General features: G+C 58.1%; 15 protein-coding genes. 12 read left to right on the forward strand and 3 right to left on the reverse strand.

Annotated features, from left to right (window positions below; genetic code table 11):
* The first annotated feature begins 36 nt into the window (after positions 1–36).
* The 12 genes from KG007_RS02465 (at position 37) to KG007_RS02520 (ending at position 17,071) form a co-directional block, all read left to right on the forward strand.
* Positions 37–453: a SufE family protein gene (locus tag KG007_RS02465; protein WP_195458421.1), complete on the forward strand. Its 417-nt coding sequence runs from the start codon at positions 37–39 to the stop codon at positions 451–453.
* Positions 454–456: 3 nt separating this feature from the next.
* Entirely contained in the window at positions 457–777 is a 321-nt protein-coding gene (locus KG007_RS02470) for a metal-sulfur cluster assembly factor (RefSeq protein WP_195458422.1), read from the forward strand.
* A gap of 1 nt (position 778) precedes the next feature.
* Complete coding sequence (locus tag KG007_RS02475) at positions 779–1,732, forward strand: DUF2851 family protein (RefSeq protein ID WP_213347240.1); 954 nt, start codon at positions 779–781, stop codon at positions 1,730–1,732.
* Between the two features lie 195 nt (positions 1,733–1,927).
* Positions 1,928–5,221: a preprotein translocase subunit SecA gene (gene secA, locus KG007_RS02480; protein ID WP_195458424.1), complete on the forward strand. Its 3,294-nt coding sequence runs from the start codon at positions 1,928–1,930 to the stop codon at positions 5,219–5,221.
* Positions 5,222–5,266: 45 nt separating this feature from the next.
* The gene (locus KG007_RS02485) at positions 5,267–5,707 is read left to right on the forward strand and encodes a dCMP deaminase family protein (RefSeq protein WP_213347241.1); all 441 of its coding nucleotides are present in this window, start codon (positions 5,267–5,269) and stop codon (positions 5,705–5,707) included.
* 4 nt (positions 5,708–5,711) lie between these two features.
* Positions 5,712–6,131 carry a hypothetical protein gene (locus KG007_RS02490; RefSeq protein WP_213347242.1) on the forward strand — a complete coding sequence of 140 codons (420 nt, stop codon included), beginning with the start codon at positions 5,712–5,714 and terminating at the stop codon, positions 6,129–6,131.
* A gap of 121 nt (positions 6,132–6,252) precedes the next feature.
* Positions 6,253–6,987 (forward strand): SDR family NAD(P)-dependent oxidoreductase, encoded by a 735-nt coding sequence (locus KG007_RS02495; protein ID WP_213347243.1) that lies wholly within the window; start codon positions 6,253–6,255, stop codon positions 6,985–6,987.
* 72 nt (positions 6,988–7,059) lie between these two features.
* On the forward strand, positions 7,060–8,592 hold the full coding sequence (locus tag KG007_RS02500; RefSeq protein ID WP_213347244.1) for a histidine kinase: 1,533 nt from the start codon (positions 7,060–7,062) through the stop codon (positions 8,590–8,592).
* Positions 8,593–8,721: 129 nt separating this feature from the next.
* A complete protein-coding gene (locus KG007_RS02505; protein ID WP_249413223.1) occupies positions 8,722–11,355 on the forward strand; it encodes a zinc-dependent metalloprotease in 2,634 nt (877 codons plus the stop codon).
* Positions 11,356–11,504: 149 nt separating this feature from the next.
* The gene (locus KG007_RS02510; RefSeq protein ID WP_213347245.1) at positions 11,505–14,864 is read left to right on the forward strand and encodes a SusC/RagA family TonB-linked outer membrane protein; all 3,360 of its coding nucleotides are present in this window, start codon (positions 11,505–11,507) and stop codon (positions 14,862–14,864) included.
* 12 nt (positions 14,865–14,876) lie between these two features.
* Positions 14,877–16,232: a RagB/SusD family nutrient uptake outer membrane protein gene (locus KG007_RS02515; RefSeq protein ID WP_213347246.1), complete on the forward strand. Its 1,356-nt coding sequence runs from the start codon at positions 14,877–14,879 to the stop codon at positions 16,230–16,232.
* Between the two features lie 89 nt (positions 16,233–16,321).
* The gene (locus KG007_RS02520) at positions 16,322–17,071 is read left to right on the forward strand and encodes a LytR/AlgR family response regulator transcription factor (protein ID WP_213347247.1); all 750 of its coding nucleotides are present in this window, start codon (positions 16,322–16,324) and stop codon (positions 17,069–17,071) included.
* Positions 17,072–17,255: 184 nt separating this feature from the next.
* Here the strand turns inward: KG007_RS02520 and KG007_RS02525 are convergent, their stop codons facing one another.
* The 3 genes from KG007_RS02525 to lpxK are packed head-to-tail and all read right to left on the reverse strand — an operon-like array spanning position 17,256 to position 19,579.
* On the reverse strand, positions 17,256–17,741 hold the full coding sequence (locus tag KG007_RS02525; protein ID WP_195458431.1) for a single-stranded DNA-binding protein: 486 nt from the start codon (positions 17,739–17,741) through the stop codon (positions 17,256–17,258).
* Positions 17,742–17,745: 4 nt separating this feature from the next.
* Positions 17,746–18,552, reverse strand: a complete 807-nt coding sequence (locus tag KG007_RS02530; RefSeq protein WP_195458432.1) for a purine-nucleoside phosphorylase — start codon at positions 18,550–18,552, stop codon at positions 17,746–17,748.
* A complete protein-coding gene (gene lpxK, locus KG007_RS02535) occupies positions 18,536–19,579 on the reverse strand; it encodes a tetraacyldisaccharide 4'-kinase (RefSeq protein ID WP_195458433.1) in 1,044 nt (347 codons plus the stop codon). Before lpxK ends, KG007_RS02530 begins: the two co-directional genes overlap by 17 nt.
* Positions 19,580–19,786 lie beyond the last annotated feature (207 nt).

Below are 19,786 nucleotides of genomic sequence, written 5' to 3' on the forward strand. Positions count from 1 at the left end.
GCACGGAAGAGAAACGACCATAAAAAACGTTATACCATGGATAGCATACAAGAGGAGATCATCGAAGAGTTTTCCGTATTCGACGACTGGCTCGACAAATACGACTACCTGATCGGCCTGAGCGAGACGCTTCCGGCCATCGCGGCGGAGCACCGCACGGAGCAATACCTGATCCAGGGCTGCCAGTCGCGCGTCTGGGTCGACGCCAGACTGGAGGACGGCCGGGTTTATTACGCCGCCGACAGCGACGCCATAATAACCAAAGGCATTATCGCGTTATTGATTCGCGTACTGAACGGGCGCACGCCGCAGGAGATTCTCGACACGGAACTCTACTTCATCGACGCCATCGGCCTCGCGGCCAACCTCTCGCCCACGCGGGCCAACGGACTGGTGGCGATGGTCAAGCAGATGCGGTTGTACGCTTTGGCATTCGCAAGCAAAAACAAGTAAGACATGACACCCGAAGAGATATTGCAGGTCGAAAAAGACATCGTCGCGACCCTCAAGAACATATACGATCCGGAAATCCCGGTCAACATCTACGACCTGGGGCTGATCTACGAAATCGACTACACGCCCGACGGCGTGGCCACCATCCGCATGACGCTCACGGCCCCCAACTGCCCGATGGCCGACATGCTCGTCGAAGACGTGAACATTCAGGTCGGAAAGGTCAAAGGCGTGAAATCGGTGAACGTCATCCTCACGTTCGACCCCGTGTGGGACAAGAGCATGATGTCCGAAGAGGCGCTGCTGGAACTCAACCTGTTCTGACATGGCGGATGCGGAGGCACGGACGATCGAACGGCTCAAGGCCGGGGCCGGGGCTTACGCCTGCGGCGGATACCTGGCCGCGCTCGACGAACTGCAACGCACCGAAATCGGCACGGCACTGATCTTCGACCGCCTGCAGCGGAAAATGCACACGGTCGAAGCGCTCCGCAGCGAAGCCTCCGAGAACTGGAACCAGACCTTTTACCTGCTCTATTTCCGCACACTGGGCGACCGGCAGAACCAGGAGGCCTACCTGCGACTGGCACGGAAGGTCCCCTACAAAATCGTACTGCGCGAACGACTGGCGCCGCACGCCGTCGAAGCGATGCTCTTCGGAGCTTCGGGACTTCTGGAACTCTACCGCAACGACACCTATACGCTCGACCTGAGGCGCAGTTTCGAATACCTCGCGGCAAAGTACGACATCGAACCGATGGACGCCTCGGAGTGGGCGCTCACGGAGATTCGCCCGGCCAACCATCCCGTGCTGCGGCTGGCGCAGGCCGCGGAGTTCTTCGCGCAGGACGAATTCGTGATGGAACGCGCCATGGCCTGCCGCACGGAGGAGGAAATACGCCGCCTTTTCTCGATCGAAGCATCGCCTTACTGGCGTACGCACCATATTCCCGGTGCAGAGAGCGACGAAAGCCCCAAGCGCATCGGGGCGTTCAAAGCCAACATCATCGGAATCAACCTCGTCGTGGTCCTGCAATTCGCCTACGGCAGCTACACCGGCAACGAGCGGCTGCGCGACAGCGCCCTCACGCTGCTGGAACGCCTGCCGGCCGAGGACAACCGTTACATGCGCGCGTGGCAGGCGGCGGGGATACGCCCGCGCAACGCCTTCGAATCGCAGGCCCTGCTGCAGTTGGCGACCGAATACTGCGCGGCGAAACGCTGCGCAGAATGCTTTGTCGGACGGCGAATCGCACAATACCCGAACAACCTGAAATAACCGCCTGCCATGAACGCCATCAACTACATCCTGGAACACAAAGAGTTCATCTCCTGGAAATCGGACATCGGGAAACTGGCCGCTCCCCGACCGCAGGATCAGCATGCAAAAAGCCCGGCGGAAGATTGACAAATTGCAAAAAATAAGTATCTTTGTAGGATTTACAACCCGAACCCGAATAACAACAAACGCATTATGGATATAGTTGCAAGTATCATCAAAGCCCTCTTCGGCTCGAAAGCCGACAAGGACCGCAAACAGATCGAGCCTTACCTGGAGAAGATCAAGGCCATCTATCCCTCGATCGAGAAACTCTCGAACGACGAATTACGCGCCCGCAGCGAGGACCTGAAAAAACAGATCGCCGATTTCATCGCCGCAGATGAAGCCCACATCGTCGAGCTGAAGGCCCTGCTCGAAAAGCCCGAAACGCAACTCGAAGAGAAAGAGAAGATTTCGAAAGAGATCGACGAGACCACCAAACGCATCGACGAGAAGATCGAAGAGGTGCTCGACCGGATACTGCCCGAGGCTTTCGCCATCATGAAGGACACGGCACGCCGTTTCGCCCAGAACGAAACGGTCGTAGTGACTGCCAACGCATTCGACCGCGACCTGGCGGCGACAAAGGATTTCGTCACCATCGAGGGCGACAAGGCCATCTATGCCAATCACTGGCTGGCCGGCGGCAACGACATGAAGTGGGACATGGTCCACTACGACGTGCAGCTGTTCGGCGGCGTGGTGCTCCACCAGGGCAAGATCGCCGAGATGGCGACGGGTGAAGGAAAAACCCTCGTGGCGACGCTCCCCGTATTCCTCAACGCACTGGCCAAGAAGGGTGTGCACATGGTGACGGTGAACAACTACCTGGCCAAGCGTGACTCCGAGTGGATGGGTCCGATGTACCAGTTCCACGGCCTGTCGGTGGCTTGTATCGACGATACGCAGCCCAACTCCGACGAACGCCGCAAGGCTTACATGGCCGACATCACATTCGGAACCAACAACGAATACGGCTTCGACTACCTGCGCGACAACATGGCTTCATCGCCCAAGGACCTCGTACAGCGTAAACACCATTTCGCCATCGTCGATGAGGTCGACTCCGTATTGATCGACGACGCCCGTACGCCGCTCATCATCTCGGGTCCCGTGCCCAAGGGCGACGACCAGATGTTCGAGCAGTACCGTCCGGCGATCGAGAACCTCTACAACCTCCAGAAAAACCTCGTGACGGGGCTGCTCGCCGAAGCGCGTCAGTTGATCTCGGAGGGCAAGAACGACGAGGGCGGCGTGAAACTCTACCGGACGCACAAAGGTCTGCCCAAATACAAGCCGCTGATCAAGTACCTTTCGGAGCAGGGCGTCAAGGCGCTGATGCAGAAGACCGAAAACACCTACATGCAGGACAACAACCGTCGCATGCCCGAAATCACCGACGAGTTGTATTTCGTCATCGACGAGAAACTCAACTCGGTGGAACTGACGGACAAGGGCCATGAGGTGCTGTCGAAATACTTCAACGAAGACGGATTCTTCGTGATGCCCGACATCGGGGCCGAAGTCGCCGAACTGGAGAAAAGCAATCTGACCGCCGAAGAGAAAGCGCAGAAGCGCGACGAGGTGATCAACGACTATTCGATCAAATCGGAGCGCGTGCACACGGTGATCCAGCTTCTGAAAGCCTTCGCTATGTTCGAGAAAGACATCGAATATGTGGTGATGGACAACAAGGTGAAAATCGTCGACGAGCAGACCGGCCGTATCCTCGAAGGACGCCGCTATTCGGACGGACTGCACCAGGCCATCGAGGCCAAGGAGCACGTGAAGGTCGAGGCCGCAACGCAGACCTTCGCCACGATTACGCTGCAGAACTACTTCCGTATGTACCACAAGCTGGGCGGTATGACCGGTACGGCCGAAACGGAGGCATCGGAGTTCTGGAGCATCTATAAACTCGACGTGGTGGTGATCCCGACCAACCGCAAGGTGGTTCGCGACGACCGCCAGGATTTGATCTACAAAACCAAGCGCGAGAAATACAACGCCGTGATCGAAGAGATCGTGAAGCTCGTCGAGGCGGGCCGTCCGGTACTGGTCGGCACAACGTCGGTCGAGATTTCGGAGTTGCTGAGCCGCATGCTCAAACTCCGCGGCATCAAGCACAACGTCCTGAACGCCAAGCAGCATGCACTGGAGGCGCAGGTCGTAGCCGAAGCCGGTCGCTCGGGGCAGGTGACCATCGCGACCAACATGGCCGGCCGAGGAACCGACATCAAACTGACGCCCGAGGTGAAGGCCGCGGGAGGTCTGGCGATCATCGGAACCGAACGCCATGAAAGCCGCCGCGTCGACCGCCAGTTGCGCGGACGTGCCGGCCGTCAGGGCGACCCCGGATCGTCGCAGTTCTTCGTATCGCTCGAAGACGACCTGATGCGTCTGTTCGGTTCGGGCCGCATCGCCGCGATGATGGACCGCATGGGCCTGAAAGAGGGCGAGGTAATCCAGGCGGGCATGATGACCAAGGCCATCGAGCGCGCCCAGAAGAAGGTCGAGGAGAACAACTTCGGCATTCGTAAGCGCCTGCTGGAATACGACGACGTGATGAACTCGCAGCGCGAGGTGATCTACACCCGCCGCCGCCACGCACTCTACGGAGAGCGGATCGAGATCGACCTGAACAACATCATGTACGACTACGCCGAGAACTTCGTCGAGGAAAACCGCGGCATCGAATTCGAGGACTTCCGCATGGAGCTGATCCGCGACGTGGCCGTCGAGCCGGAGATCGACGAGGCGACCTACAAGGATGCCAAGCCCGGCGAACTGGTCGAGGCGATCGTCAAAGCGCTCAAGGAGGCTTACGCACGCCGTGCGAAAGCCGTAGCCGATACGGTGCGTCCGGTCATGGAACGCATCTACGAGGACCGCAAGGATCAGTTGGATTCGAACATCTACTTCCCGCTGACCGACGGACACCTGGGCTACAACGTGCCGGTCAACCTGCTGAAATGCCAGAATACGGACGGGGCGGAAATCTACAAGGTATTCTCGAAAGTGGTGATGTTCACCACCATCGACGACGCATGGCGTGAGCACCTGCGCGAGATGGACGACCTGCGCCAAAGCGTGCAGAACGCCACCTACGAGCAGAAAGACCCGCTGCTGATCTACAAGTTCGAATCGTTCGGACTGTTCTCGAAAATGATCATAAAGGTCAACCGCGACGTGCTGGCTATCCTGAACAAGGCCTACATCCCCGTGCGCGACCAGAATGCCGAGGCTGTACAGCGCCAGCAGCAGGAGCGCGCCAAGGTCGATGTCAACAAGTTGCAGGCCTCGCGCATGCAGGCCGCGGCGCAGGCCGGACAGCAGGAGCAGCAGAAACCGATGCCCATGCACGTCGAGAAAAAAGCCGGACGCAACGATCCGTGTCCCTGCGGCTCGGGTAAGAAATACAAGAACTGCCACGGCAAAGGCATGTAACAAGGCACGCCTTTGAGGGGAGTTCGCGGATAAAGAATACGGAATATGGCTTACAACGAGGAGAAACAATACCAGTTGGACCTGCGCTACCTGCGCATGGCAAGCATCTGGGCTGAAAATTCATACTGCGTACGCCGCAAGGTAGGAGCGCTGATCGTCAAGGACCAGATGATTATTTCAGACGGTTACAACGGCACTCCGTCGGGCTTCGAGAATATCTGCGAGGACGAAGAGGGCCGCACAAAGCCCTATGTGCTCCATGCCGAGGCCAATGCCATCACGAAGGTCGCCAAGTCGGCCAACAACTGCAACGGCTCGACGCTCTACATCACGGCAGCGCCCTGCATCGAATGTTCGAAACTGATTATCCAGGCGGGCATCAAGCGGGTGGTCTATTCGGACGATTACCGTTCGGAAGAGGGTTTGAACCTGCTGCGCCGCGTAGGCATCGAATGCGTGCAGTGCGAACTGGGGCAAAAGGAGTAAGCCAATGAAAAAGGCGCTCTTTTTCTTCGCGGCCCTGGCATGCGCGGGATTCGGTTCGGCGCAGGAGATCGCGGCGGATACCGTGCGGGCAACGCCGCCCTATTACTACTGCGAGATTATCGCCGGGCATCTGCCGACTCATCGCAGCAACGGCGTGCTGTTCGATTTCGGACAAAAGACCGGGGTGTGGAAATACAATTACCTGACGGATGCCGCTGGGAACAAACTGCTTTTCAGTTCGGGCATGGATGCCGTGAATTACATGGGCAGCCTCGGCTGGGAGTTCGTACAGGCTTATGCCTCGGGCAAAGACAACAATATCAGCCACTATGTATTGCGCATCACTCCGGCCCGGTTGGCAACAACACAGCGGGAGGCGCTGCTCGCGCCGCCGGAGCGGGAAAAGCCGCGCAAAGAGAAGTGAAGCCAGTAAAACGGAGCATCGGAAACGGCGCTCCGTTTTTTTATGGGTCCGTGGCGAAAATTTGCATATCCCGCATACATATTGTATATTTAGGTAGGCAAAAACCGAAAAACAAAGCGCTATGAAACGAATCGTCATCGTAGGCGCCACGTCGGGCATCGGGCTCGAAGTGGCACGGCTATCGATCCGCGCAGGATGGCGGGTCGGAGCGGCAGGGCGCCGTACGGAAGCCCTCGAAGCGCTCCGCGCCGAAGCGCCTGCACAAGTGGAAATCCAGTCGATGGACATCACCCGCGACGATGCTCCCGAGCTTCTCGCCCGGCTGACCGAACGCCTGGGCGGCATGGACATCTATTTCCATGCGTCGGGCATCGGCAGCCGCAATACCGAGTTACGGCCCGACATCGAAATCGCAACCCTGCGCACCAACGGCGAAGGATTCGTGCGGATGGTCACGGCAGCCTTCGGCTATTTCCGCGGACACGGAGGCGGGCGCATAGCCGTCATCAGTTCGATTGCCGGAACAAAGGGGCTCGGAACGGCCCCGGCCTATTCGGCGACCAAACGGATGCAGAACACCTATATCGACGCGCTGGCGCAGCTCTCCCGCATGGAGGGATACGGCATCCGGTTTACGGACATCCGTCCGGGATTCGTCGCAACACCGTTGCTGGCCGGAGACGGACACTACCCGATGCTGATGCACACGGAAAAAGTCGCAGCGCGCATCATGCACGTCCTGCGGCATCCGCGCCGCCGCGTGGTCATCGACCGCCGCTACGCCGTGCTGGTCTTCTTCTGGAAACTGATCCCGGAGTGGCTCTGGGAACGGCTGAAAATACGCAAAAACGACTGAGTAAAACCCCGCAGGAAGATTTCCGCGGGGTTTTTCGCAACAGGGCCGAAAAAATCATTACATTTGTTCCGCATGGCACGACGGCGACACACACCCAAAGGGCGGCTTCTGGTGACGGGAACGATTCTGTTGTTCCTGCTCGTGGCGGGCATCGTAGTCACCGGGCGCATCATCAACGGCATGGCCGTGCAGATGAGCGACCGCATCGTCATGCAGATCAGCGAATACCATTGCAGGCTGCTGCAAGTCGAATTCAAACGTTCGGAAGAGGTGTTGGACGCCTCGGTGCAATTCATGCGTGCGCACACCGCACCGACGGAGGCCGAGTTACGCGTACTCGCGGCGACACTGATGCAGCTCGATCCGAAAGCGGGATGCGTCTGGTTCACGGAGCCGGGGAGCCGTACGATCCGCAGCTATCCACGCAGCGATGAGCCCCGGACCACGGAGGCCGCCACGGATTTCAGGCAGCAACTCATCGCCGGGGCAGGCGGCGACTCGATCCGCAGCCACGTCAGCGGCTCGGGGGAGGTCCAGGTCTGGAGCATGGCCTGCCGCGTGACGGACCAGTCGGGCCGCAAGCACATTTGCGGCGTCGATTTCCCGTTGCCGGAGATCTATGCCTACATGACGCAGAGCCCGGCCAGCAGCAGTTATGCCACCCTGTTCAATCCCGAAGGAGTGATCGTCTACCACCCCGACAGCCTGAAACTGGGCCTCCCGGCGAGCGATTCGACCGGACTGACGGCATTCCGGGAGGTTATAGCCACCGGAAAGCGGGTCTCCGTCTACGCGGTTTCGGACTACCTCAGCGTCGACGAGGAACGCATCTACTACCCCATTCAGATAAGCGGCCGCCGTTGGGTGGCCGGCATCGGCATCCCGCGGCTGGTCATCGAGCAGGAGGTCGACGATTTCCATTTCTACACGATTCTCACAGCCGTGATCTCGGTGCTGTTCTTCGCCGTGCTGCTCGCCGTGGCTCAGCGTCGCTGGCGCCGCGAATACGACCTGCGCCGCCTTTCGGAACGGGAGTCCGAGCAGTTACACCTGCAACAGGTATTGGAGCAGATCGATCCGCACTTCCTGTTCAACTCGCTCAATTCGCTCTATGCGCTGATCCGCTGCAACCCCGACCAGGCCCGGGAGTTCACGCTCACCCTTTCGCGCGTCTACCGCCGGGTATTGGAACGCCGCAAGCAGATACTTTCGACACTCTCCGAAGAGATCGATTTCACGTGGCAGTATTACACGCTGCAAAAAATCCGTTTCGACAACCGTATCGAACTTACCACGGCCATCGACCCCGCGCTGCGCAACTGGCGGATTCCCTCGATGAGCCTCCAGACGCTGGTTGAAAACGCCGTCAAGCACAACAGCATCACGGGCAACAATCCGCTGCATGTCCGCATCCGCACCGAAGGAGAAAGCCTCGTGATCGAGAACAACTACACCCCGCGTAACGACCGCAATGCGGAATCGCTGGGCGTGGGGCTGGAGCGCATCCGTTCGGTCTACCGGTTCTACACCGAGGAAAACATCACGATTTCGGCCGGCGAAGGGACCTTCAGTTGTCGGTTACCGCTGTTGCCGCCCGAAAAGTAATCCGCCTAATCGCGGCATTCACTCCCCCAATCGGGGCATTCGCCCCCGATCACTTTTCTTTAAAAAAATTAAATTCTATTATTGCATCCTGCGGATTTTGTATATCCGTAACAAAAACTGCAATAATAAATGATGAATAAAAGACGATTGACCGGAACGATCCTTGCACTCGCGGCGCTCTTCCTGCTGACGGCCTCGCCGGCCGAAGCGAAGGGCAAACCGGGCCGCAAGTCGAAGAAAACCGAAGCCGCAGCCGAGAAAGCCGACACGACCAAAAAGGACAAGAAGGGTTACGAAGCACTGCTGAAAGGCGCCGTGACCGATAAGGGTATGTTCGACGTACATCGCAAAGGCACGGATTTCTGGTTCGAGATTCCCGACTCGCTGATGGGACGTGAAATATTGATCGTCAACAAGATATCGGGCGTCCCCTACGTCCTGAACGACGCAGGCGTCAACAAAGGGATGGGTTACGGCGAGAAGATCGTGCGTTTCCGCAAAGACACCCTTTATAAAAAGGTATGGGTCATGACCTACGACCCGCGCATCACGTCGCCCGAAGGCGACCGCATCACCCGTTCGGTGAAAGACAACTACCGCGAAACGGCGATCGAACAGTTTCCGATCGAGGCCTATAACCCGGACTCCACGACGGTGGTCATCAAGGTAAACAAGGTCTTCGACGGCAGCGAGAAGAGTTTCAACAACGTTTTCGGCGCGATCGGACTGCCCGGCTCGCCCAAGAAGGAGCTTTCGAAGATCGAATCCGTCAAGTCTTTTCCCGAAAACATCATCGTCAAGTCGCTCCTCTCGACCTCGCATACCGAAGAGGGAACCACGATACCACTGACCGTGGACATCACCTCGAACCTCGTGCTGCTGGACAAGGAGCCGATGCGCCCCCGTTTCTCGGACGACCGGGTAGGATATTTCGAAATCGGACACCTCTATTTCAACGACAAACAGCAGAAGGCCGAAGAGCGGGCGTTCATCAACCGCTGGCGGCTGGAGCCGAAACCCGAAGACGTAGCACGCTACAAGCAGGGAGAATTGGTGGAACCTAAAAAACCGATCGTGCTCTGGATCGACCCGGCGACCCCGCCCGTATGGGTTCCCTACATCAAGAAAGGTATCGTCGAGTGGCAGGAGGCCTTCGAGGCCGCAGGCTTCAAGAATGCCATCGTAGCCAAAGAGGTCGATCCCAATGACAAGGAGTTCGACATCGACGACGTGCGCTACTCGGTGGTGACTTACGCCGCATCGGAGATGGCCAACGCCATGGGTCCCTCGGTGATCGACCCGCGCAGCGGCGAGATCATCGAAGCCGACATTATCTGGTGGCACAACGTAATGAGCATCCTCCAGGCCTGGATCCGATTGCAGACCGGCGCCGTAGACCCTGCGGCGCGCGGCAACACGCTGCCGACGGAGCTGATGGGCAACGCCGTGCGTTTCGTCTCGTCGCACGAGCTGGGCCACAGCCTCGGACTGAAGCACAACTTCGGGGCTTCGTACGCCGTGCCGGTGGATTCGCTCCGCTCGAAGACCTACACCGCAGCGAACGGCACGGCCAGTTCGATCATGGACTACGCCCGTTTCAACTACGTGGCGCAGCCCGAGGACGGAATCACGCAACTGACGCCCAAGATCGGAACCTACGACAAGCATGCCATCAACTGGGGTTACCGCTGGCTCGACGTAAAGGACCCGCACGAGGAACTGCCGACGCTCAACGCCTGGCTGCGCGAGCACGAAAACGATCCCGAATACTGGTACGGCGAACAGTCGCGCGAGGGCATCGATCCCCGCTCGCAGTCGGAAGACCTGAGCAACGACGCCGTCGAGGCCAGCACATACGGTATAAAGAACCTCCGGCGCATCATCCCCCATGTGACGGACTGGAGCTCGGAGGACGGCAAACTGCAATACGAAGGCGGCCGGTTCCTGATGGCCATTGTTTTCCAATGGCTGACCTATGCCGACCACGTGAAGACCAACGTAGGCGGATTTTACCTCAACAACGTCGTTGCGGGGCACGACATCGACCGCTATGTACCGGTTCCGGCCGACTACCAGCGCAAGAGCGTCAAATACCTGATCGACGAGGTGTTCATCACTCCCGAATGGCTGTTCAACGCCAAAGCGTGGGATAAGGCCTATGCGCAGCGTATGTCGCCCGTGGGACAGATGGAATACGCGCCCTACAATTTTGCGCGCGAACTCCAGTATAAGACCTATTACGAACTGCTGGCCGACCAGCGGCTGGTACGCATGTACGAAGTCGAGGCACGGCAGGGACGCGGGGCGAAGACCTACACGCCCGAGCAGATGCTGGACGACATCACACGCGCCGTCTTCATCCGTCCCGGCGGCCGTACGCTCTCGCTCTACGAGCGGATGAGCCAGAAGAACTACGTCGACGCACTGATCGTCTCGTCGAACCTGACGATGGTGAAGACCACCAAATTGGGATCGACGCTCCACGACCACGCACACGACGGGCGCGGATGCACATGCTCGCTGATGCAGGACGCTCCCGAACTGGCCCTCGAACCGCTGCCGAGACCCGAGGAACTGGAATTGCGGACGGCGCGCAACTACGACATGATGCAGCGTGTGAGCGAGACGACATCGGCCAAGCGGGCTGAAATGCGGAGGTTGCTGACAATTGTCCGGGGCCGCTTCGAAAGCGGCGACCAGGCGACCCGCAACCATTACCGGGATTTGGAATTAAGGCTGAAAGAAGCCTTGCGAATGTTATAAACCTCAGAGCTTCAAAGCCGTCTTCCATCCGGAAAGACGGCTTTGAAGCAACTAAGGGGAGACTTAAGCAGGTTACAATTCCAAACAAATACACAGAAAACAACTTCGATTTAATAGATAAACAACTCAAACACATCTATATTTGTAATATGAAAAAATTCCTTACGCTATTCGTTCTGGTCTGTCCGCTGTTCGCTCTCGCACAGCAAACCCGGCAGATTTCGGGCCAGGTGCTCGACCGCGCCGACGGAGCGCCGCTCGTGGGCGCTACTGTCTTCATCGCGCCCGAGGAGACCCAGGCCAAAGACTACAACCCGCAGGGAACCATCGCGTACGAGCAGGGGCGTTTCGCCTTCAAACTGCCCGTGAGCGTCAAGAAAGTCGTAGTCAGCTACCTCGGATACGAGGCACAGACACTCGATATTTCGGGTAAGAACAACTTTACGATCTATCTCTCGGCATCGGAAAACAAGGTGGATGCCGTAGTGGTGACCGGATACCAGCGCATCGAAAAGCGCAAGCTGACCTCGTCGATCTCGAACGTCAAGATGTCGGACATCTCGCGCGACGGCGTGGCGAGCGTCGACGAGATGCTCTCGGGTTCGATCGCCGGTCTCGTATCGACCCCCACCACGGGCGGTCCCGGTGCGGCCAGCAAAATCAAAATCCGAAGCACCGTAACGCTGAACGGCAACACCGACCCGTTGTGGGTATTGGACGGCATGCCCCTCGAAGGCAACGACATCCCGTCGGACTGGTCGTCGAAGGAGAACATCGACAACCTCTACAACATGTCGATCGCGGGCCTCAACCCGTCGGACATCGAAGACATCACCATCCTGAAAGACGCCGCGGCAACGGCCATTTACGGAGCGCGCGCGGCCAACGGCGTCATCATCATCACCACCAAGAAAGGAGCCCGCAACCAGGCGACGCGCGTCAACGTTTCGGCATCGCTGTTTGTAACGGACCGTCCCAACCTGGAGAAACTCAACCTGATGAACGCTTCGCAGAAGGTAGACCTGGAACTGGGGCTGGCGGCGAACGGCACGCTGGACTACATGAAAAACATGGGCGGCGTGGCCCGCATCCTGGACAAGGCGGGCGAAAGAGGCCTGCTCATCAACGGCGGATCGTTCTCTTCGCTCTCGCCCGAGACACAAGCGCAGATCAACGCCCTGCGCAAGAACGGAACCGACTGGGGTAAGGAGATTTACCGCGTGGCCCTCAACCAACAGTACAGCATCAGCCTCTCGGGCGGCGGCAACAAGGCCAGCTACTACTTCTCGGGCGGTTACTACAACGAGCAGGGAACGACCGTCGGGACGGGCTTCGAGCGTCTGAACCTCACGCTGAAGACCGACTACGACCTGCTGAAGAACCTGCGTTTCGGCGCTTCGGTGTTCGTGGGACAGAACAAGAACGATTCGTACCTCTCCGATACGGACGTATTCACCAACCCTTCGCGTTACACGCGTTCGGTAAACCCCTACCTGAATGCCTACAACGCCGACGGCAGTTACATCTACGACCCGGACATGACCTACAACCTCGGCAACGAGGAGACCATTCTGGACTTCAACTACCTCGAAGAGCGCGCCCGCACGGAGTACACGCTCAAAACCCGGTCGATCAAAACGATTTTCGACCTCGATTACACGCCGGTAAAAGGACTTAAACTCTACACGCAGTTCGGTTTGCAGGTCGACAATTCGATGACCGAGAAGATGGCGCAGGAGAACACCTATTTCACACGCAAATACAACCACAAATCGCGTTACGACGGGGAGTCGTTCCTGCCCCAGGGCGGCATCATCCAGAATTGGAACGGCGACCTGTCGCAGTACAACTGGAAGGCACAGGCCGAGTATTCGGGCACGTACGGCGGAAAGCACGAGCTGGACCTGATGGCCGGTCTGGAGATGCGCGGCGTAACGAGTACGACCATACACACCAAAGGCTTCGGTTACGACCATAAAACCATGACCTCCAAGCCGGTGAATTTCCCCGACGGGAGCAAATACGTCGACGACAAAAACTACCAGCAATACCTCAAATCGTTCTACGAAAACCGCTACCTGTCCTACTTCTTCACCGGATCGTACACCTACGACAGCCGATACACCTTCTTCGGCTCGATGCGTTACGACGGTACGAACCTCTTCGGCGTGGACCCCAAGTACAAGTTCAACCCCATGTGGTCCGTTTCGGGAGCCTGGAGCATCAACCGCGAGAAGTTCCTGCGCGACGCCCGGTGGCTCGACAACCTGCGCCTGAGGGCCTCTTACGGCGTTCAGGGCAATATCGACCGTACGACATCGCCTTACATCCTCGGCACGTGGGCCAATACGACCATCGGCAACGTGAACGAGGACCGCATCGACGTAACCTCGCCGCCCAACCAGAACCTGCGCTGGGAGACGACCTATTCGTGGAACACGGCGCTCGACTTCTCGGCTTTCGAAAATCGCCTCGGCTTCACGTTCGAACTCTACGGCCGGAGCAGCGAGAACCTGATCACCACGCGCACGATTCCCTCGGAAACGGGGTTCACATCCACGTCGAGCAACTACGGCGAAATATCGAGCCGCGGCGTCGAATTCACCCTCAATACCGTGAATATCCGCACGCAGAATTTCCGGTGGGAGACCCAGATCAACCTCGCCCACAACACCGACAAGGTGGAGAAAATCCGCATCGACGACGACAGTTGGACCCCCTCGGTGCAGGGATATTCGTCGAGTGCGCTGTTCACGATCAAAACCGCCGGACTCGACGAGTACGGCATCCCGATGTTCTGGAAGGACGGAGAGAAGGTCTCGCTCCAGGAGTTCGTGAACTTCCGCCTCGAAGACCCCTATGGCATCGCCTGGTATTCGCCCGCAATGGACATATCGCAGAAGGATGTCCGCTCGCGGCTGACCTACTCGGGTTCGATGAACCCGTCGGTAACGGGAGGCTTTAACAACCGGTTCTATTTCCACAACTTCGACCTGGCGATTTCGTGTAATTTCGTCTTCGGACAGAACGTCATGCGTTCGCCCTTCTACAATCCCACGGCAGTCAACCCGGGGCAGAACTACACGACCGACATGCTGCAGGTGTGGTCGCCCTCGAACCCTTCGGGCCGGTATCCCGCCATTGTCGGCAACATGCAGGCCGACGGTTCGGAATGGAGCGAATGGGCCGAGAATCCCGATCCCTACCGTGTCATGAGGTGGATCATGGCGAACTATCCTCCCAGCGAGACGTCGTTCTTCAACCACCTCGACATCTGGCAGAAAAAGATGAACTACTTCCGTGTGAACAGCATCCGCCTGGGCTACGCCTTCCCGGAAAAAATCACCCGCAAACTCCACATGTCGGGGCTGCGCATTCATTTCGAGGCCCGCAACCCGTTTGTAATCGCGACCAATTACGACGGCTATTTCGACCCCGAGACCTATGGCAACATCTACGCACAGCCGATAGCACGCACCTACTCGGTAGGCCTCAACATCACTTTCTAACACTTGGCAATTATGAAAAAAACAGCATATATCCTACTCCTCGCACTGGGTCTTGCCTCCTGCAATTACCTCGAAATAGAGCCTGTGGGCAAAGTCATACCCCACAAGACATCCGAATTCCGGGCCCTGCTCACTGAGGGCTATTTCCGCTTTCCCTATTTCGACTCGAAAACTTACACGGGACTGCTCTCCGACGAGGCCGGATATTTTTACGAAGGAACCATCTGGGAGGCCAACGTAGGCATGGCACTCTCCTACAACTACCGCTGGGACTACGGCCGCCAGATGAAAGAGTATCCTTACAGGGACTACTACCGGGCCATTTTCCAGGCCCAGGCCGTGATCGACGATATACTGGACGCCGACAAGGATTCCGAGGAATCGAACGAACAGATCATGGCTGAAGCCTACGCACTGCGTGCCTATTCGTATTTCGACCTGGTGAACCTCTACGGTGCGCCCTACAACCCGGAAACGGCTGCCACGGACCGCACCGTGCCGCTGGCCCCGGAGATCGACATCGAACAGAAATACCGTCCTTCGAACGTCGCCGCCGTCTACGGGCAGATACTCGACGACATCACCGCTTCCGAACGGCTGATGGAGGTCGAAAAACAGGAAACGAACTACAACTACCGGTTCTCGAAGCATGCACTCACGGCTTTCAAGGCGCGCGTAAAGCTCTACATGCGCGACTGGCAGGAGGCATACGACCTGTCGGCGTCGCTGCTGCCCGAATACGAACTCGTGGACCTGAACAATCCGCCGAAGGCCGACAGCCTGCCGTGGAAAGCCCCGTCGAAAGAGATGATCATGGCCTGGGAACGGCCTTTCAGCGGAGCAGCCGGCGACCTGCGCAATGCCGGGTTCCTCTCGGAACACCTGCTCGCACTGTTCGACGAGGCGAACGACAATCGCCGTGCGTACCTCAAAAAAGTGACCGATTACAACACCTCCACCGTCGGCTACGTTCCCGACCGTTCGTCGTCGGACCGCGTGTCGATCCGCATTGCCGAGATGTACCTGATCGCCGCCGAAGCGGGTTCGTATCTCCCGGCGGAACTGGAGAACGCCAAGACGTACCTGCTCACCCTGAAAGCCAACCGGCTGAAGCCCGAAGCGATGGACGCCGAGCGCACGAAGGTCGAAGCGATGAACGCCGAGCAGTTACGTGCGGAAATCGCCGACGAGCGTGCCCGCGAACTGGTCGGAGAGGGACACCGCTGGATGGACCTGCGCCGCACGACCCGGCCGGCCATCGTCCACAAGTACGGAGACCAGACCGTATCGCTGGTCGAGAACGACTCGCGCTATACGCTGCCCTTCCCGCAGTCGGCCATCGACAGCAATCCCGAGCTGAACAATTAGCAACGGTGAATCGGGCGGCCCTGCGGGGGCGCGATGAAAAAACAGTCCGGTTTTTGCACCGGACTGTTTTTTTTGTAATTTTACGCGTCATGAAAGCCATTATCATAGAGGACGAGCCGCTGTCGGTCGCCGAATTGCGCACGACGCTCGCGGAAGTTGCGCCGCAAATCGAGATCGTCGCTACGGCCGCATCGGTGGCGGAAGCTGCCAAAGTCATCGCCGGCGTCAGTCACGACTTGATTTTCATGGACATACATCTCGAAGACGGCAGCGGATTCGACATCTTCGAACGCACGGACATCACCGTACCCGTCATTTTCATCACGGCCTACGACTCCTACGCCCTGAAAGCCTTCGAGAACAAGGGCATCGACTACCTGCTGAAACCCTTCGGACGCGACGATTTGCAACGCGCGATCGATAAGCTGGGACTACTATCGGGGGGGGGAAGCCCGTCTGCGGAGCCTGACGGCCCGGCACAGGCATCTCCGGTTTATCAGGAACGCTTCCTGGTACACATGGGCGCCCGGATGAAATCGGTCACCACGGCCGAGATCGCCTACTTCATGGCCGACGGCAAATACCTTCACCTCGTGACGCACGACGGAAAGGACTACATCGTCGACCGCACGCTGACCGAGGTGGGTGAAAAACTGCCGCCGAACCTCTTTTTCCGCATCAACCGCCGCTTTATCATCGCATTCGACTCGATCCGGGAGATGATCCGCTACTCGGGCAGCCGGATCAAGGTGGTGCTCAATCCACCCCTCGCCGAAGGAGAGGAGGCGTTCGTCAGCACCGACCGGGCACAGGATTTCCGGCAATGGCTCAACCGGTAACGCTCCGGACCATACGATCATAGGCCGTCCGAGAACGGATTTTTCGGATTATCCCTGCAATTTTTGATTTTAAGCGAGTGAGTTTCGCGCATCGTGAAGAACGGGGCGGATGGATAGTACTTGAGGTACATTCCATTCGCCCCGTTCGAGGGATGTGCGGAAATAGCCGCTTACAAATCGAAAATTAAAAAGGCAAATCGTCGGGATCGTCCGCCGGAACCGAAGGAGCCGCGGGCTGCGGCTGCGGGGCTGCGGCCGGACGGGGAGCCGGCTGTTGGTAGCCGCCCTGCTGCGGTGCGCCGTAGGCCGGAGCGGGAGCGCCTTCCGAAGCGGGATTGTCCGAGCGGCGGCCCAGCAGGTTCATCGTATCGGCCAGGATTTCGGTCGTATAGCGTTTGTTATTGTCCTTGTCCATCCATTCGCGGGTGCGCAGGCGCCCCTCGACATAGATTTGGGAACCCTTCTTCACGTAGCGGTCCACCACGTCGGCCAGACCGCGCCAGAGCGTGATCGTATGCCATTCGGTATGCTCCTTCGTTTCGTTCGCGGCACGGTCGAACAGGCGCTCGGTCGTAGCCAGGCGGACACGGGCGACCTTCACGCCGCTCTCGGTAGTACGCACTTCGGGATCGATGCCCACATTGCCAATCAAGATAACCTTATTTACCATTTGCTTACAGGTTTTTAATCATTTTACGAAAAACGACCTCCATGCGTACACCGGCTTTCTTGCCCTGGCGCTGCACGTCCTCGTGGTCGCCCACCTCGTCGGACAGGCCGCAGTTGGTGATGACCGAGACGCCGAAAACAGGGATCGACATATGGCGCGCCACGATTACCTCGGGAACGGTCGACATGCCCGCGGCATCGCCGCCGATGGCTTTGAAATAGCGGTATTCGGCCTGCGTCTCGAACGTGGGACCCGTGCCGCCGACATAGACGCCGTACTGGAGTTTGATGTTCTCCTCCTCGGCGATCTTCGTGGCCGCAGCGATCAGGGATTTGTCGTAACAGTTGTGCATATCCGGGAACCGGGGGCCGAGTTCTGCCATGTTGGGGCCGATCAGCGGGTTGGGCATCAGGTTGATGTGGTCGGTGATGACCATCAGGTCGCCCACGCGGAACGAGGTGTTGATGCCGCCCGAAGCGTTCGACACGAAAAGGTATTTGATGCCGATCTGCTGCATCACGCGCACGGGGAAGGTCACCTGCTGCATCGTGTAACCCTCGTAGAAGTGGAAGCGTCCCTGCATGGCGACGACTTTGCGTCCCTCGATCAGGCCGAAAATCATGCGGCCTTTGTGCCCCTCGACGGTCGAAACGGGGAATCCGGGGACATCCTTATATTCGATGACGAATTTAGCGTCGATCTTATCGGCGAAATCGCCCAGACCGGTCCCGAGGATGATGCCCACTTCGGGGGCGAAATCTCCGGTCTCAGCTTTGACAAAAGCGGCGGTTTTCTTAATTTCCTCTAACATCTTCTTCTAGTTTTTGCAGAAAATCCGTTGCCGAATCCTCTATGAATGAAATATTTATCGGTAAATAGTATAGCTTACGGCGAATCTCCGCAGGGATTTTCGCCCGGTTGGTCATCTTGACGGCATCCTTCTCCGTGGTAACAATTACCGCGCCCGGATGCTTCGCGAGCAACGCCGTCAGCGCGTTCATGTCGCGGACCTTATAGACGTGATGGTCGTCGAGCGTCATTTCGGCCGCGACTTCGTAGCGTCCGCGAAGCGTTTGCAGGAAAGGCTTCGGGTTGCCGATACCCGAGAGGGCGATTACCCGCTGTCCCTGCACCAACGGCGCGTCCGAGGCTTCCTCGGCATAGAGCGGCTGGGGCATGAAACTCTCGAAACGGGTGAAATAGACCCGCTGGTAGGCCACCTGGATCAGCACCTTGCGCAGGATGCGGCGGTCGATCGGAGCCATCCGTTCGGGGCACTTCGTAACCACGAAATAATGGGCACGGTGCAACTCTTCGGGCAGGTCGCGCAGCGTCCCCACGGGCAGCATCCTGTCGTGCTGGACGGGACGCGTAGCGTCGATCATCACGATGTTGATCTTCGGCTCCACATAGCGGTGCTGGAAACCGTCGTCCATAATGATCAGGTCGACCTCGGGGTGCTCGGCGCGGATGCGGCGAATCCCCTCGGTGCGCTTTTCGCACACGGCGACCACCGTATCGGGGAATTTGAGTTTGATTTGCAGCGGCTCGTCGCCCGAATCGCGGTAATGCGAATCGCATTTGACCTCCAGATAACCTTTCGTACGGCGGCCGTAGCCGCGCGACAGCAGCGCTACATTGTGCATCTGGGTCATGTAGGAGATTACCATTTCGGCCATCGGGGTTTTACCCGTACCGCCGACGGTGATGTTACCGATACAGATGATCGGGATGTCGAATTTCTCGCTCTTGAGAATGCCCCAGTCGAAGAGGCGGTGACGAAACGTCACCCCCGCTTTATAGAGGAAGGCCGCAGGCGCGAGCAGGAATTTGAGCATCTTTCTACCGGTTTGAACGGATAACTTTCAAAGGTAGCAATTTTTCCCGGGACCTCCAAACCTAAAACCGCAAATCTGGCTGCAACAGCGCAAATCGCATACTAAACACAATAGAGTGTGCGTTTTTCAAAACGGGTCAGACAAATGGCGTCCCGGCAATCCTCAAAAAAAATTTGGGATTGCGCCCGGCTTGTACTATCTTTGCTC

Source organism: Alistipes montrealensis, assembly GCF_018362775.1.
GTDB lineage: Bacteria > Bacteroidota > Bacteroidia > Bacteroidales > Rikenellaceae > Alistipes > Alistipes montrealensis.